Genomic DNA, 14303 nt, shown 5'->3' with positions numbered 1-14303 from the left:
TCATGCCTTGCCTATCACCTGCAGCACGGCGCGGGCGCTTTCGCGCGCGGAATCGCGCAGCAGGCTGTGGTGCATCCCGGTGAAGCGCTCGGTCAGCTTCGCCCGGTTGTTCTCGTCCGTCAACTGGAACCAGACGGCGTCCGCCAGCGCCTGCGGCGTGGCCGCGTGCTGCAGGAATTCCGGCACGACGAACTCGCGCGCCAGGATGTTCGGCAGGCCGATCCACGGCAGGTATCCCATGTTCCGGATCAGCAGCCATTCGGCTTGCAGCACCTTGTACGCGATCACCATCGGCTTCTTGAACAGCGCCACCTCCAGGGTGGCCGTGCCGGACGCCGCCAGCACGGCGTCGGCCGCCGCGATGCACGCGTGCGACTCGCCGTCGACGAGCTGCAGCGGAACGTCCTGCAGGCCGGCTTTCGCCACCAGCTCCATAAAATACGCCTTCTGGCGCGCGCCCGCCATCGGCGCGATGAACCGGACCGACGGATCGCGCGCCGCCAGCAGTTGCACGGCGCGGACGTACGGCTCGGTCAGGTACTTGATCTCCGACATCCGGCTGCCCGGCATGACGGTCACCACGCGCGCATCCTCGGGCAGGCCGAGCCGGCGCCGCGCGGCGGCCACGTCGGGCACCAGCGGGATCGTCTCCGCCAGCGGATGGCCGATGTAGGTGACGGGCACGCCGGCCTGCCGGTAGATCGCTTCCTCGAACGGGAAGATCACGAGCATGTGCGATACGGCGCGCTGGATCTTCTTGATGCGGCCACCGCGCCACGCCCAGATCTGCGGCCCGACGAAGTGCACGGTCGGGATGCCGGCCGCGCGCAGTTGCTCTTCCAGTCCGAGGTTGAAGCCGGGGTAGTCGGCGCCGATGAAGGCGGCGGGACGTTCGGCCAGCAGGCGGTCGCGCAGGCGGTTCTGGATGCCCTTCAGTTCGCGGTAGCGCAGCAGCACCGGCAACAGGCCGCGCACGGTGAGCGTGTCCATCGGGACGTCGGACACGAGCCCCTGCTCCAGCATGCGCGGGCCGCCGATGCCGGAAAACGAGACGTCCGGCAGGTGCGGCTTCAGGCCCGCCATCAGGCGCGCGGCCAGCAGGTCGCCGGACACTTCGCCGGCCACGAGGGCCAGCGACGTTCCGCCCACGCGTACGTCAGCGGACGATGCCACGGCTCGCGTTGTCGAGGAATGCGCGCATCGCGCGGATGTGCGGCGCGGCCTCGCCGCCGGCGTCTTCTTCTTCCGCCAGCCTGGTCTTCGCTTCTTCCAGCGTGAGGCCGGCGCGGTAGAGGTGCTTGTAGGCGGCGCGGATGCCGTTGATCGCTTCGCGCGAGAAGCCGCGGCGCTTGAGGCCTTCGATGTTCACGCCGTGCGCCTCGGCCGGGTTGCCGGAGACGAGGACGAACGGCGGCACGTCCTGCGTGAGGCTCGTGTACATGCCGATGAACGCGTGGGCGCCGATCTTGCAGAACTGGTGCACGCCGCAGTAGCCGGACAGGATCGCCCAATCGCCCACGTGCACGTGGCCCGCGAGCTGCGCGTTGTTCGAGAAGACCGTGTTGCTGCCGACCTGGCAGTCGTGCGCCAGGTGCGTGTACGCCGACATCCAGTTGTCGTCGCCCAGGCGCGTGACGCCCGCGTCCTGCGCGGTGCCGAGGTTGAACGTGCAGAATTCGCGGATCGTGTTGCGGTCGCCGATTTCCAGGCGCGTCGGTTCGCCGGCCCACTTCTTGTCCTGCGGGGCGGCGCCCAGCGACGCGAACTGGAAGATGCGGTTGTCGCGGCCGATCGTCGTGTGGCCCTCGATGACCACGTGCGGCCCGACGACCGTGCCGGCGCCGATGCGCACGTCCGGCCCGATGATGGAGTACGGGCCGATCTCGACGGCGCTGTCCAGCTCCGCCTTCGGATCGACGATCGCGCTCGGGTGGACCTTGCTCATCACTGCCCTGCCTTTTCGTTCGCCCTGATGGTGCACATCAGTTCCGCCTCGACGGCGACCTTGCCGTCGACGCTGGCGACCGCCTTGTACTTCCAGATGCCGCGCGAGGTGCGCAGGATCTCGATGTCCATCTTGAGCTGGTCGCCCGGCTCGACGGGGCGCTTGAAGCGCGCATTGTCGATGCCGACGAAGTACACGACCGAGTTCTCGTCCGGCTTGACGTTCATGGTCATGAACGACAGGATCGCGGCCGTCTGCGCCAGCGCCTCGATCATCAGGACGCCCGGCATGACCGGCTTGTGCGGGAAGTGACCGTTGAAGAATTCCTCGTTGGCGGTCACGTTCTTGATGGCGGTGATCGTCTTGCCGATCTCGTAGTCGACCACGCGGTCGACCAGCAGCATCGGATAGCGGTGCGGCAGGTATTCCTTGATCTCGTTGATCCCCAGGGTCTTCGTCGTAGCTTCGTTCGTCATTTTTGTTCTGGTGCTTCCGTCAGTTGTTTGATCTGTTTTTCCAGGCTGCGCATCTTCTCGCGCAGCGCGGACAGGTTGCGCACGATGGCGGCGCTCTTTTCCCATTCGGCGTTCTTGGCCAGCGGATAAAAACCCGTGTACTGCCCCGGCTCCAGCACGGAACGCGACACCATGCTGCCGGAGGAGATATGGACGTTGTCCGCGATTTCCAGGTGCCCCAGCACCATGGCCGCGCCGCCGAACGTGCAATTCTTGCCGATCCTGGCGCTGCCGGCTACCCCCACGCAGCCGGCCATTGCCGTGTTCGCGCCGATGCGGCAGTTGTGGCCGATCTGGATCTGGTTGTCCAGCTTCACGCCGTCCTCGATGACCGTGTCGTCCAGGGCGCCGCGGTCGATGGTCGTGTTGGCGCCGACGTCGACGTCGTCGCCCATCAGCACGCGGCCCGTCTGCGGGATCTTGATGTACACGCCGTTCTCGCGCGCGAAGCCGAAACCGTCGGTGCCGATCACGGCCCCCGAATGCAGGATGCCGCGCTTGCCGATCCTGCAGCGCTCGTGGAAGGTCACGTTCGCGAACAGGTGCGTCTCTTCGCCGATCTCGGCGTCGCGGCCGACGAAGCAGCCGGCGTCGATGCGGACGCGCGCGCGGATCACGGCGCCCGCTTCCACCGTCACGTTCGGGCCGACGTGGGCCGTCGGGTCGATGCGCGCCGTGTCGTGCACGACGGCGCTCGGGTGGATGCCGGCCGGCGGGACGAATTCGTCCTGCGCCACGAAATACTGGGCGGCGCGGGCGAAATAGGCGTAAGGGTTGGTGGTGACGATGCGTGCGCCGGCATAGGTCGTGGCGACGGTGGCGTCGTCCAGCGGCGAGACGATCAGCGCCGCCGCCCGGCTCTGTGCGGCCAGCGCGCGCAATTTGCTGTTGCTGAGAAAACTGATGTGCGAATCGCCGGCGCTGTCGAGCGGCGCGATGCCCTGAACCTCGAGGTTCGGGTCACCCACCAACTGCCCACCGAAGCGTTCGACCAAATCACCCAGTCGAGTGCCCATCGTGGTCGTTCCGTAAAAGAAGTGAAAACTGCCGGCCGCTCACCGAGCCGGCCGGCATCCAGAGCCGCCTTGGCTTGCTTGCCTGCTTATTTGTCGAGCAGTTTGAGGATGCGATCGGTGATGTCGATGCGCGGACTGGTCCAGATGGCCTCCTGCAGCACGACGTCGAGATGATCCTGCTCGGCCACCTGTTCGATCAGTTTATAGGCTTTCTGGGCGATGGCGGCGCGCTCTTCGTTCTTGCGCTGGAACAGGTCCTCGTTGTACTCGCGCTGCATGCGCTGCACGTCCTTTTCCATGTCGAGCAGTTCGCGCGTGCGCTTGGTGCGGTCGAGGTCCGACAGCTTCGGCGCTTCCTCGTCGAACTTCTCGCGGGTCTGCTTGTAGCGCTGCACCATGTCGTCGACCTGCTTCTGGCGCTTGGAGAATTCGGCCTGCAGCTTCGCGTCCGCCGCCTTGGCGAGCTTGGACTCGGTCATCAGGCGTTCCGTGTAGACGAAACCGATGCGGCTCGGCGTACCGGTCTGCGCCTGAGCGTGCGCCATCGCGCCGGCGCACAGCAGCGCCAGCACCAGGCTGCGCGGCAACATGGCTAACGATTTTTTCAACATATTCTTCGCAATCCTTGTCTCGGCGATGGGCCGGATCAGAAACCGGTACCCATCTGGAACTGGAAGCGCTCCAGGCGATCGCCCGGCTTCGCGTTCAAGGGCTTAGCATAACTCAACTTGAGCGGGCCCACCGGGGAAATCCACGACAGGCCGATACCCGCCGAGTAGCGCAGCTGCGACGTGCGGATCGGTTCGTGCTCCTGGTAGACCTGGCCCGTGTCGGCGAAGGTGAACCAGCGCAGCGAACGATCCTGGCCGCTGCCCGGGAACGGGAACTGCAGCTCGGCGTTGCCGATCACGCGCTTGGCGCCGCCCAGCGCGTCGTACGTGCGCGGGTCGACGATGCCCAGCGACGAGCTTTCGTAGCCGCGCACCGAGCCGATGCCGCCGCCGTAGAAGTTCTTGAAGACCGGGTAGGCGTTGCCGCCGAGGCCCGCGCCGTAGTCCAACTCGCCCTTCAGCGCCAGCGTCATCCAGCGCGTGATCGGACGATACCACTCGTGGTCGTACACCACGCGGTAGTACTTGGCGTCGCCGACGACGTCGACTTCCAGGTTGGCGCGCTGGTAGCGGCCGCGGGTCGGGGTGATGGCGGAATCGCGCGAATCGCGGCCCCACGCCACGGTGAACGGGATGGCGTTCGTCGTCGCCGTGCCCACGCCCGTGGCCTTCGCAGTCGGATCCTTCGAGTTCTGCATGACGAACTGCTGGTACAACGTCGGCGAGCTCTCGTCGGTCTCGAGGCGGGTCTTTTCCAGGCCGGCGCCGAAGAAGACGGTGTCGATTTCCGAGAACGGCACGCCGAACGTCAGGTTGCCGCCCTGCTGGCGCACGGTGTACGAACCGATGTTCAGCGCGGGCGGGCGCGACGTGCGCAGGTACAGCTGGAAGGCGCGCGAGATGCCGTCGTCCGTGAAGTACGGATTGGTCTGGGCGAACGAGATCGTGCGGTTGTAGCGGCTCGTGTTCAGTTCCACGCCGACGGTGTTGCCGCTGCCGGCGAAGTTGGCCTGCGTGACGGACGCGGTGAAGGTGAATTTTTCCGCCTGCGAGAACGCGCCGCCGATCATGAAGTTACCGGTCGGCTTTTCGACGACGGCGATGTTCACGTCCACGGCGTCGTTGGTGCCCTGCGCTTCCGGCGTCTCGACCGTCACGTCCTTGAAGTAGCCGAGGCGGTCGACGCGGTCGCGCGACAGCTTCACCCGGTTCGGGTCGTACCACGAGCTCTCGAACTGGCGGAATTCGCGGCGGATCACTTCGTCGCGGGTGATCGTGTTGCCCGAGATGGTCATGTGGCGCACGTAGGCGCGCTTGCCCGGATCGACGAAGAACGTGAAGGCGACTTCGCGCTTCTCGCGGTTGATCTCCGGGTTGGCGGTGACGTTCGCGAACGCGTAGCCGAAGCTCGCCAGGCGGTCGGCGATGCGCTTGTTCGACGCTTCCTGCAGGTCGCCGGAGTACGTCTGGCCCGGCTTCAGCAGGATCAGGTTCTTCAGTTCCTGCTCGCGGCCGAACATCTCGCCGTCCATCTTGATGCCGGAGACGGTGTACTTCTCGCCTTCCGTGATGTTGATGGTGAGGTAGATGTCCTTCTTGTCCGGGGTGATCGAGACCTGCGTGGACTCGACGTTCACTTCCAGGTAGCCGTGATTCAGGTACCACGACTTGATGGTCTCCAGGTCGCCCGTCAGCTTCTGCTTCGAGTACTGGTCGGCCTTCGAATACCACGTGAACCAGCCGGACGTGTTCAGCTGCAGCAGCGCGCGCAGTTCCTTGTCGGAGAACGCCTTGTTGCCGACGATGTTGATCTGCTTGATCTTGGCGACGTCGCCCTCGTCCACGTTGAACATGATGTTCACGCGGTTACGCTCGATCGGGGTGACGGTGGTCGTGATCTTGACGCCGTACAGGCCGTGCGACAGGTACTGGCGCTTGAGTTCCTGCTCGGCGCGGTCGACCGACGCCTTGTCGAAGATCTTGGTCTCGCCGACGCCGATTTCCTTCAGCGCCTTGACGAGCATGTCCTTTTCGAATTCCTTGGTGCCGGTGAAGTCGACGGAGGCGATGGCGGGACGTTCCTCGACCAGCACCACGAGCACGCCGTTTTCCTCTTCCAGGCGGATGTCCTTGAAGAAGCCGGTGGCGTACAGCGCCTTGATCGCCGCCGTGCCTTTTTCGTCGTCGAAGGTCTCGCCCACGCGCACCGGCAGGTAGCTGAACACCGTGCCTGCCTCGGTCCGCTGGATGCCTTCGACCCGGATGTCCTTCACGACGAAGGGAGCGACAGCCCACGCGTGGCCGGCACACAGGGCCAGCACGGCGGCGCCGATCATGCTGCGACGGGAGGGCAAGGCAAAACGCGGCTGGGCAAAACGTTCGGGTTTTAAATTCATCGGTTAGATCAATGGGTCAGTCATTGGACAACGTTACGTGTTCTTCGCCGGCGCTTGTCCTGCTCGAGCCGGACACTCCGATGCCCGCCGCGGGCGCGGCGTATGTATCGGAGTGCCGTGTGTTCAGAGCAGCCGCACCAGGTCGTTGAAGACGGCAAGCGCCATCAGCATGAACAGCAGGCCCACCCCGGCACGCTGCGCGATCTCGCCGATCCGCGCGGGCAAGGGGCGCCCGGTCAAAACTTCCAGCGAATAATACAGCAAATGGCCACCGTCCAGAACGGGAATTGGTAACAGATTCATTACACCCAGGCTGATGGAGATGAACGCGATGAACTCGAGGAAGGGCTCGAGCCCCGAGCGCGCGGTCTGTCCGGCCACGTCCGCGATGGTGATCGGGCCCGTCACGTTCTTCAGCGAGACCTCGCCCACGACCATCTTGGCGATCATCTTGACGGTCATCGCGCTCGTCTCCCACGTGCGCTCTACGCCCTTGGCGAACGCGCCCAGCGGGCCCTCCTTCACCGTCACCATCCCGGGCGCCTGCGCGATCAACAGCTTCACGAGGCCCTTGCCCGACTGCGGGTCGCGCTCGGGCGTGAGCGGCACGACGAGCTGGCGGTCGCCCCGCAGGACGCCCACCTGCAGCGTCTTGCCGACCGCGCCGCGCACGGCCTCGATGAAGGCGATGCCGTCCAGTATGGGCTTGCCGTCGATGGACGTCACCAGGTCGCCCGCCTGCAGGCCCGCGCGCGCGGCCGGGCCGTCCGGCAGCACCTTGTCGACCGTCGGCCGCGGGCGCCACATCTGCATGCCGAGCGCGCCCAGCACGTCGCCGTCCACGTCCAGCGCGGCCATGCGGTCGGCCGGCAGCACGGCGCGATACGGGGCGGCGCCGGACTCGGGACCGCGCAGGGTCAGTTCGGCCGCATGCTTGTCGATGGCGGCGCGCACGAGTTCCCAGCGCAGCTCCGTCCACGACTGCACGGGCCGGCCGTTGACGGCCGTGACGACGTCGCCGCCGCGCACGCCGGCCTGGTACACGGCGGCCGTCTGCGGCATCGCGCGCAGGCGCGTGCCCGGCTCCTGCTTCCCGTGCATGAACAGCGCGGCCATCACGACGATGGCGAGGATGAAGTTGGCGACCGGGCCCGCCGCCACGATGGCGATGCGCTTCCACACGTTCTGGCGCGTGAATTCGCGCGGCAGGTCGGCCTCGCTGGCGGGCGCGGTGGACGGATCGCGCTCGTCGAGCATCTTGACGTAGCCGCCGATGGGCAGCGCCGAGATGGCCCATTCCGTCTGGTCCGGGCCGAAGCGGCGCGACCACACGACACGTCCCATGCCGATCGAGAAGCGCAGCACCTTCACGCCGCACAGGCGCGCGACGACGTAGTGACCCAGCTCGTGGAAGATGATCAGGGGGCCCAGCGCCAGGACGAAGGCCAGCAGGGTGTGGATCAGGTTCATGGTTTTCTCCCGTCAGTACCCGCGTGTAGGTGCCATCACCTCATGCTGACAGCGCATGCACGATGCGCTCGGCCGCGGCGCGGGCGCGCGCGTCCTGGGCCATCACGGCCTCGATGCTGGAAGCCGCGCCGTGCGGGTTCTCGTCCATCACGCGGCGCACGACGCGGTCGATGGCGCGAAAGCCGATGCGGCGCTCCAGGAATGCTTGGACCGCGACTTCGTTCGCCGCGTTCAGCAAGGCGGGCGCCGTGCCGCCCGCGCGCAAGGCGTCGAAGGCGAGCGCCAGGCAGGGGAAGCGATCGAAGTCGGGCTTGTGGAACGCCAGCGCGGCCCATTGCGTCAGGTCGAGCTGGGCCACGCCGGAATCGATGCGTTCCGGGTAGGCGAGCGCGTGGGCGATGGGCGTGCGCATGTCCGGGTTGCCCAGCTGGGCGAGCACGGAACCGTCCACGTACGACACCATCGAGTGGATCACGCTCTGCGGGTGGATGACGACCTCGATGCGGTCGGCCGGCGCGCCGAACAGCCAGTGCGCCTCGATCACTTCGAGGCCCTTGTTCATCATCGTGGCGGAGTCGACGGAGATCTTGCGGCCCATCGCCCAGTTCGGATGCTTGCAGGCTTCTTCCGGCGTCACGTGTTCCAGCGTGTCGACGGCGCGCTGCAGGAACGGACCGCCCGACGCCGTCAGCAGGATCCTGGCCACGCCGGCCGCGTCGGGCGAACGTCCGTACGTGCCCGGCAGCGACTGGAAGATGGCGTTGTGCTCGGAATCGATGGGGAGCAGCGTGGCCTTGTGTTCCTTGACGGCGTCCATGAACAGCTGGCCGGACATGACGAGCGCTTCCTTGTTCGCCAGCAGGACCTTCTTGCCCGCGCGCGCGGCCGCGAGCGTGGGCGGGAGGCCGGCGGCGCCGACGATGGCGGCCATCACCGTGTCCGTGTCCGGGCTGGATGCGATCTCGCACAGCGCCGCCTCGCCGTGGTCGACGTCGATGGGCAGGCCGGCCAGCAGCTCGCGCAGGCGCGCCGCGGCGTCGGGCGAGCCGACGACGGCGCGCCGCGGCCGGAACACGCGGCATTGCGCGGCCAGCGCGTCCACGCGTTCATGCGCGGACAGTGCGTAGACACGGTATTTGTCGGGATGACGCGCGAGCACGTCGAGGGTCGAGACGCCGATCGAACCGGTGGCGCCCAGAATAGTGATGTGTTGCATGTTGCGTTCCATTGTCAAGGTCGCTCCAACACGGGCAGATGCTGAGTGATTCTGGCACGGCGCGCGCCGCGACGGCGCCCGCCCGCGTTGAAGCAGCCTGGTCTTACAGCCGCGCGCCGATCAGGGCGGCCAGCGGCAGCACCGGGACCAGCGCGTCGATGCGGTCGAGCACGCCGCCATGGCCGGGCAGCAGGTTGCTGCTGTCCTTCATGCCCGCGCGCCGCTTGAGTTGGGATTCGAACAGGTCGCCGACGATGCTGGCGGCAACCATCAGCACGAGCACCACGACGAGCGCGGGCCAGCCGTAGTGATGCTGGACGCGCGCGGCGAAGGTGTTCGCAAAGGCGTCGCCGCCGAACTGGACCGACAGGCCGCCCAGCACGAGCACGGCGATGCCGCCGCCGATCGCGCCTTCCCACGACTTGCCGGGCGAGATCGAGGGCGCCAGCTTGCGCTTGCCGAAGGCCTTGCCGGAGAAATAGGCGCCGATATCGGCCACCCACACGATCGCGAGCACGGACAGCAGGAACAGCGGCGAATGGGAATACAGGTCGACGATGGCGGCGAAGCAGCCGACCACGGCGAACGCGTACACCAGGGACAGCAGCGTATTCGCGGGCGTGTGCAGCGGCGGCAGGCCCATCTTCAGCGACGGCGCGAACCGGGCGATCCACAGCGCGACGCTGAGCGCGGCCCAGAACGACAGATTCGTATGTCCCGTGAACACGGCCATCGCGAACACGGCCGCCCACACGATGGCGATCACGTGGGCATTGTGCGTCTCCGGGTTGAACAGCCGGAAGCACTCCCAGATGGCGGCGCCGAAGAACACCGTCGCCACCACCGCGAACGCCGTGTAATTGTTGAAGTAAAGGACTGGCAGCAACACTGCCAGCAGCACGACGGCGGTAATGACGCGGGTTCTAAGCATCAGTTTGTCTTGGCCTTGTTGGCGACCTGCTCGCCGGTGCGGCCGAAGCGGCGTTCCCGGCTCTGGTAGGACGCGATCGCCGTGTCGAGCGACTCGGGCGAAAAGTCCGGCCAGAAGGCGTCGGTGAAGTACAGCTCCGAATACGCGAGCTGCCACAGGAGGAAGTTGGAGATGCGCTCCTCGCCGCCCGTGCGGATGAACAGGTCGGGCTCGGGCGCGTAGGCCATCGCCAGGTGCGGTGCCAGCATCTCCTCGGTGTATTCCGTCACGCCCGGGTTGGCGGCGACCATCTTGCCGGTCGCCTGCATGATGTCCCAGCGGCCGCCGTAGTTGGCGCACACGGTGACGGTCAGGCGCGAGTTGTTCGCGGTGCGGCGCTCGGCGTTGGCGATCATGTCCTGCAGCTTGGGGGAGAAGCGCGACAGGTCGCCCACCACTTTCAGGCGGATGTTATTGGCATGCATCTTCGCCACTTCGCGCTCGAGCGCCGTGACGAACAAGCCCATCAGGTAGGACACCTCGTCGGCGGGACGGCGCCAGTTTTCCGACGAAAACGCGAACAGCGTCAGGTATTCGACGCCGCGTTCCACGCACGCTTCGACGATCTTGCGCACGGCGTCCACACCCTTGACGTGGCCGGCCACGCGGGGCAGCAGGCGCTTGGTCGCCCAGCGGCCATTGCCATCCATGATGATGGCGATATGACGCGGCACCTTGGGCGCTTCCGGAACTGCGGTGGTCGAACTTTTGAAAATCATAAATCGGGCCAAATGGCGGTCAAACGGACTGCAGGAGGATAGCAACAAAAGGTGGAACGGACCGGTCAGGCCTTGCCTGCCGGTCCGATGTCCACAACGATACCCGCGGCGCACAGGCGCCGCAACATGGATCACACCGTCATGACTTCTTTTTCTTTTTCGGCAACCAGCTTGTCGATGTCGACGACGGCCTTGTCGGTCATCTTCTGGACGTCGTCCTGGGCGCGGCGCTCGTCGTCTTCCGAGATCGCCTTGTCCTTGACCAGCTTCTTCAACTGCTCGTTGGCGTCGCGGCGCACGTTGCGGACGGCGATCTTCGCGTCTTCCGCTTCCGATTTGCACAGCTTGACCATTTCCTTGCGGCGTTCTTCCGTCAGGGCCGGGGTCGGCACGCGCACCATGTCGCCGAAGGTCGACGGGTTCAGGCCCAGGTCGGACTCGCGGATCGCCTTTTCGACGACGCTCAGCATTTTCTTTTCGTACGGCTGGACGCCGATCGTGCGGGCGTCGATGAGGGTCAGGTTGGCGACCATCGGCAGCGCGGTCGGCGAACCATAGTAATCGACCATCACGTGGTCCAGGATGCCGGTGTGGGCGCGGCCGGTGCGAACCTTGGCCAGGTTGCTTCTCAGGGTTTCGATGGACTTGGCCATCTTATCCTGGGCACTTTTTTTAACGTCAGCGACGGACATGCTGCTCTCCTGTATTTCTAAAATTGATTAAACGTGTACGAGTGTACCCTCGTCCTCGCCCATGATCACGCGCTTGAGCGCCCCCGGCTTGACGATCGAGAACACTTTGATCGGCAGCTTCTGGTCGCGGCACAGGGCGAACGCGGTGGCGTCCATCACCTGCAGGTGCTTGGCGATCGCTTCGTCGAACGAGATCGACTCGTAGCGGGTCGCGTGCGGATCCTTCTTGGGATCGGCAGTATATACGCCATCGACCTTGGTTGCCTTCAACACAATTTCGGCCGAGATTTCCGAACCGCGCAGCGCGGCGGCGGTGTCGGTGGTGAAGAAGGGGTTGCCCGTGCCTGCGGCGAACACGACGACCTTGCCCTCTTCCAGGTATTGCAGCGCCTTCGGGCGCACGTACGGCTCGACCACCTGCTCGATGCCGATGGCCGACATCACGCGCGCCGTGATGCCCTGCTGGCGCATGGCGTCGGCCAGCGCAAGCGCATTCATCACGGTGGCCAGCATCCCCATGTAGTCGGCCGTCGCGCGGTCCATGCCCTGCGCGCCCGGCGCCACGCCGCGGAAGATGTTACCGCCGCCAATCACCACCGCCAGTTCCACACCCAGCTTCGACACCTCCGCGACGTCGGCGACCATGCGTTCGATGGTGGCGCGGTTGATGCCGAACGGATCGTCGCCCATCAGCGCTTCGCCAGACAGTTTGAGGAGGACTCGTTGGTAGGCTGGTTTTGTCATGAATGGGGCTCCTAAGAATAGATGTGTTTGTTTCTGTTCGTCCATCGAGGAATCACCCCGATGGACGTAGGGTGGGCACCCCGTGCCCACCATGCGTTCACGTGACGCATGCATTGGTGGGCACAGGGTGCCCACCCTACGGTCTTACAACCGGTTGTAAAAACGGGCCTTGCGGCCCGTTCTCTTTATTACTGCTTGGCAGCAGCCATCTGGGCTGCCACTTCTGCTGCGAAGTCGTCGACTTTCTTCTCGATGCCTTCGCCGACCACGTACATCGTGAATCCCTTCACGGTCGTGTTGGCGGCCTTCAGCATCTGCTCGACGCTTTGCTTGTCGTTCTTCACGAATGCCTGGTTGAACAGCGACACTTCCTTCAGGTATTTCTGAACGGCGCCGTCGATACGCTTGGCGACGATCTCGGCCGATTGCGGCTGCTTGCCTTCGGCGACGGCCTTGTCGGCGTCTTCCTTGGCTTTCAGCTGGGCAACCGAACGCTCTTTCTCGATCAGGTCGGCCGGCACTTGCTCTGCCGACAGGGCGACCGGCTTCATCGCGGCGATGTGCATGGCGACGTCCTTACCGACTTGCTCGTCGGCACCGTCGTAGTCGACGATCACGCCGATGCGGGTGCCGTGCAGGTACGACGCCAGCTTGCCCGTGGTTTCGAAGCGCTGGAAGCGGCGAACAGTCATATTCTCGCCGATTTTACCGATCAGTGCCGTACGCACGTCGTCGAACGTCTTGCCGTCGACCGGCAGGGCGGCCAGGGCGGCGACGTCGGCCGGGTTGTTCTCGGCGACCAGCTTGGCGGCCAGGTTGCACATGGCCAGGAAGTCGTCGTTCTTGGCGACGAAGTCGGTTTCGCTATTGACTTCGACCAGCGCGCCGACGTTGCCGGCGACGTAAGCGGCCACAACGCCTTCAGCGGTGATGCGCGATGCCGCTTTCGAGGCCTTGCCGCCCAGCTTGACGCGCAGGATCTCTTCGGCACGTGCCATGTCGCCGTCGGCTTCGTTCAGTGCCTTCTTGCATTCCATCATCGGGGCGTCGGTCTTGGCGCGCAGTTCGCCAACCATCGCTGCAGTAATCGCTGCCATGTCATTTCTCCTAATTTGTTTATCTATCCAGGAATTGCTTGCAAAAAGGGGCGCTCGATCTTAGGCTCGGCGCCCCTTTACTGCTCAGCGGGCAAGCGCCCGCCGGGAATTAAGCTTGCTCGGAAACTTCGACGAAGTCGTCGGCCGACTTGACCATCTCGACGATTTCGTTGGTGGCGTTCGCACGGCCTTCCAGGATCGCATCGGCGACGCCGCGTGCGTACAGGGTGATGGCCTTCGACGAGTCGTCGTTGCCCGGGATGACGTGGGTCACGCCTTCCGGCGAGTGGTTGGTGTCGACCACGCCGATGACCGGGATGCCCAGCTTGCCGGCTTCGGTGACGGCGCCCTTGTGGTAGCCGACGTCCACGACGAAGATCGCGTCCGGCACGCCCTGCAGGTCCTTGATGCCGCCGATCGATTTCTGCAGCTTTTCCAGTTCGCGCGAGAACATCAGCGCTTCTTTCTTGCTCATCTTCTCGACTTCACCCGATTCGATGGCCGCTTCCATGTCCTTCAGGCGCTTGATCGAGGTCTTGATGGTCTTGAAGTTGGTCAGCATGCCGCCCAGCCAGCGCTGGTCGACGTACGGCACGCCGGCGCGCTGCGCTTCGGCGGCGATGATGTCGCGGGCCTGGCGCTTCGTGCCCACCAGCAGGATCGTGCCGCGGTTGGCGGCGATCTGCTTGATGGTCTTCATCGCATCCTGATACATCGCCATGGTCTTTTCCAGGTTGATGATGTGGATCTTGTTGCGATGACCGAAGATGAACGGGGCCATTTTCGGGTTCCAGAAACGGGTCTGGTGGCCGAAGTGAACACCGGCTTCCAGCATTTCGCGCATAGTGACAGACATTGTATTCTCCAGGGTTGGGTCTTGAATGACGGCCAGTCCACCCTTTCATGGGCACC

General features: G+C 65.2%; 14 protein-coding genes. All 14 read right to left on the bottom strand.

Features of this window, described 5'->3' with window-relative positions; all coding sequences use genetic code 11:
• The 14 genes from lpxB to rpsB all read right to left on the bottom strand — a co-directional run bounded on the left by lpxB (position 1) and on the right by rpsB (position 14247).
• A complete protein-coding gene (lpxB, locus tag ISF28_RS24890; RefSeq protein ID WP_198119865.1) occupies positions 1–1173 on the bottom strand; it encodes a lipid-A-disaccharide synthase in 1173 nt (390 codons plus the stop codon).
• The gene (gene lpxA / locus ISF28_RS24885) at positions 1157–1945 is read right to left on the bottom strand and encodes an acyl-ACP--UDP-N-acetylglucosamine O-acyltransferase (RefSeq protein WP_198119864.1); all 789 of its coding nucleotides are present in this window, start codon (positions 1943–1945) and stop codon (positions 1157–1159) included. The genes lpxB and lpxA overlap by 17 nt, the downstream gene beginning before the upstream one ends.
• Positions 1945–2421, bottom strand: coding sequence for a 3-hydroxyacyl-ACP dehydratase FabZ (gene fabZ / locus ISF28_RS24880; protein WP_198119863.1), 477 nt, complete (start codon positions 2419–2421; stop codon positions 1945–1947). Before fabZ ends, lpxA begins: the two co-directional genes overlap by 1 nt.
• A complete protein-coding gene (lpxD, locus tag ISF28_RS24875) occupies positions 2418–3476 on the bottom strand; it encodes a UDP-3-O-(3-hydroxymyristoyl)glucosamine N-acyltransferase (protein WP_198119862.1) in 1059 nt (352 codons plus the stop codon). Before lpxD ends, fabZ begins: the two co-directional genes overlap by 4 nt.
• A gap of 86 nt (positions 3477–3562) precedes the next feature.
• The gene (locus ISF28_RS24870; protein ID WP_229519363.1) at positions 3563–4084 is read right to left on the bottom strand and encodes an OmpH/Skp family outer membrane protein; all 522 of its coding nucleotides are present in this window, start codon (positions 4082–4084) and stop codon (positions 3563–3565) included.
• A 38-nt stretch (positions 4085–4122) separates the two neighbouring features.
• Positions 4123–6483, bottom strand: coding sequence for an outer membrane protein assembly factor BamA (gene bamA, locus ISF28_RS24865; protein ID WP_198119861.1), 2361 nt, complete (start codon positions 6481–6483; stop codon positions 4123–4125).
• A 123-nt stretch (positions 6484–6606) separates the two neighbouring features.
• Entirely contained in the window at positions 6607–7953 is a 1347-nt protein-coding gene (gene rseP / locus ISF28_RS24860; RefSeq protein WP_198119860.1) for an RIP metalloprotease RseP, read from the bottom strand.
• A gap of 40 nt (positions 7954–7993) precedes the next feature.
• Complete coding sequence (ispC, locus tag ISF28_RS24855) at positions 7994–9169, bottom strand: 1-deoxy-D-xylulose-5-phosphate reductoisomerase (protein WP_198119859.1); 1176 nt, start codon at positions 9167–9169, stop codon at positions 7994–7996.
• A gap of 103 nt (positions 9170–9272) precedes the next feature.
• Positions 9273–10100, bottom strand: coding sequence for a phosphatidate cytidylyltransferase (locus ISF28_RS24850; protein ID WP_198119858.1), 828 nt, complete (start codon positions 10098–10100; stop codon positions 9273–9275).
• Entirely contained in the window at positions 10100–10858 is a 759-nt protein-coding gene (gene uppS / locus ISF28_RS24845; RefSeq protein ID WP_198119857.1) for a polyprenyl diphosphate synthase, read from the bottom strand. The genes ISF28_RS24850 and uppS overlap by 1 nt, the downstream gene beginning before the upstream one ends.
• Before the next feature lie 131 nt (positions 10859–10989).
• Positions 10990–11550 (bottom strand): ribosome recycling factor, encoded by a 561-nt coding sequence (gene frr / locus ISF28_RS24840; RefSeq protein WP_198119856.1) that lies wholly within the window; start codon positions 11548–11550, stop codon positions 10990–10992.
• A 27-nt stretch (positions 11551–11577) separates the two neighbouring features.
• Positions 11578–12294, bottom strand: a complete 717-nt coding sequence (pyrH, locus tag ISF28_RS24835) for a UMP kinase (protein WP_198119855.1) — start codon at positions 12292–12294, stop codon at positions 11578–11580.
• Between the two features lie 188 nt (positions 12295–12482).
• The gene (gene tsf / locus ISF28_RS24830) at positions 12483–13391 is read right to left on the bottom strand and encodes a translation elongation factor Ts (protein WP_198119854.1); all 909 of its coding nucleotides are present in this window, start codon (positions 13389–13391) and stop codon (positions 12483–12485) included.
• A gap of 109 nt (positions 13392–13500) precedes the next feature.
• A complete protein-coding gene (gene rpsB, locus ISF28_RS24825) occupies positions 13501–14247 on the bottom strand; it encodes a 30S ribosomal protein S2 (protein ID WP_198119853.1) in 747 nt (248 codons plus the stop codon).
• Between the last annotated feature and the right edge of the window lie 56 nt (positions 14248–14303).

Origin of the sequence: Massilia rhizosphaerae, assembly GCF_016093545.1 — a bacterium.
GTDB classification, from domain to species: Bacteria; Pseudomonadota; Gammaproteobacteria; order Burkholderiales; family Burkholderiaceae_D; genus Telluria; species Telluria rhizosphaerae.
Note: the sequence above shows the minus strand (reverse complement) of the source record. Positions and strands in the feature narration are given on the sequence as shown.

Bases quoted from the DNA above. Each gene is read 5' to 3' on its own strand.
- rpsB (WP_198119853.1), bottom strand. From the start codon at position 14,247: ATGTCTGTCACTATGCGCGAAATGCTGGAAGCCGGTGTTCACTTCGGC.
- bamA (WP_198119861.1), bottom strand. From the start codon at position 6,483: ATGAATTTAAAACCCGAACGTTTTGCCCAGCCGCGTTTTGCCTTGCCC.
- frr (WP_198119856.1), bottom strand. From the start codon at position 11,550: ATGTCCGTCGCTGACGTTAAAAAAAGTGCCCAGGATAAGATGGCCAAG.
- fabZ (WP_198119863.1), bottom strand. From the start codon at position 2,421: ATGACGAACGAAGCTACGACGAAGACCCTGGGGATCAACGAGATCAAG.
- pyrH (WP_198119855.1), bottom strand. From the start codon at position 12,294: ATGACAAAACCAGCCTACCAACGAGTCCTCCTCAAACTGTCTGGCGAA.
- lpxD (WP_198119862.1), bottom strand. From the start codon at position 3,476: ATGGGCACTCGACTGGGTGATTTGGTCGAACGCTTCGGTGGGCAGTTG.
- tsf (WP_198119854.1), bottom strand. From the start codon at position 13,391: ATGGCAGCGATTACTGCAGCGATGGTTGGCGAACTGCGCGCCAAGACC.
- rseP (WP_198119860.1), bottom strand. From the start codon at position 7,953: ATGAACCTGATCCACACCCTGCTGGCCTTCGTCCTGGCGCTGGGCCCC.
- ISF28_RS24850 (WP_198119858.1), bottom strand. From the start codon at position 10,100: ATGCTTAGAACCCGCGTCATTACCGCCGTCGTGCTGCTGGCAGTGTTG.
- uppS (WP_198119857.1), bottom strand. From the start codon at position 10,858: ATGATTTTCAAAAGTTCGACCACCGCAGTTCCGGAAGCGCCCAAGGTG.
- ispC (WP_198119859.1), bottom strand. From the start codon at position 9,169: ATGCAACACATCACTATTCTGGGCGCCACCGGTTCGATCGGCGTCTCG.
- lpxA (WP_198119864.1), bottom strand. From the start codon at position 1,945: ATGAGCAAGGTCCACCCGAGCGCGATCGTCGATCCGAAGGCGGAGCTG.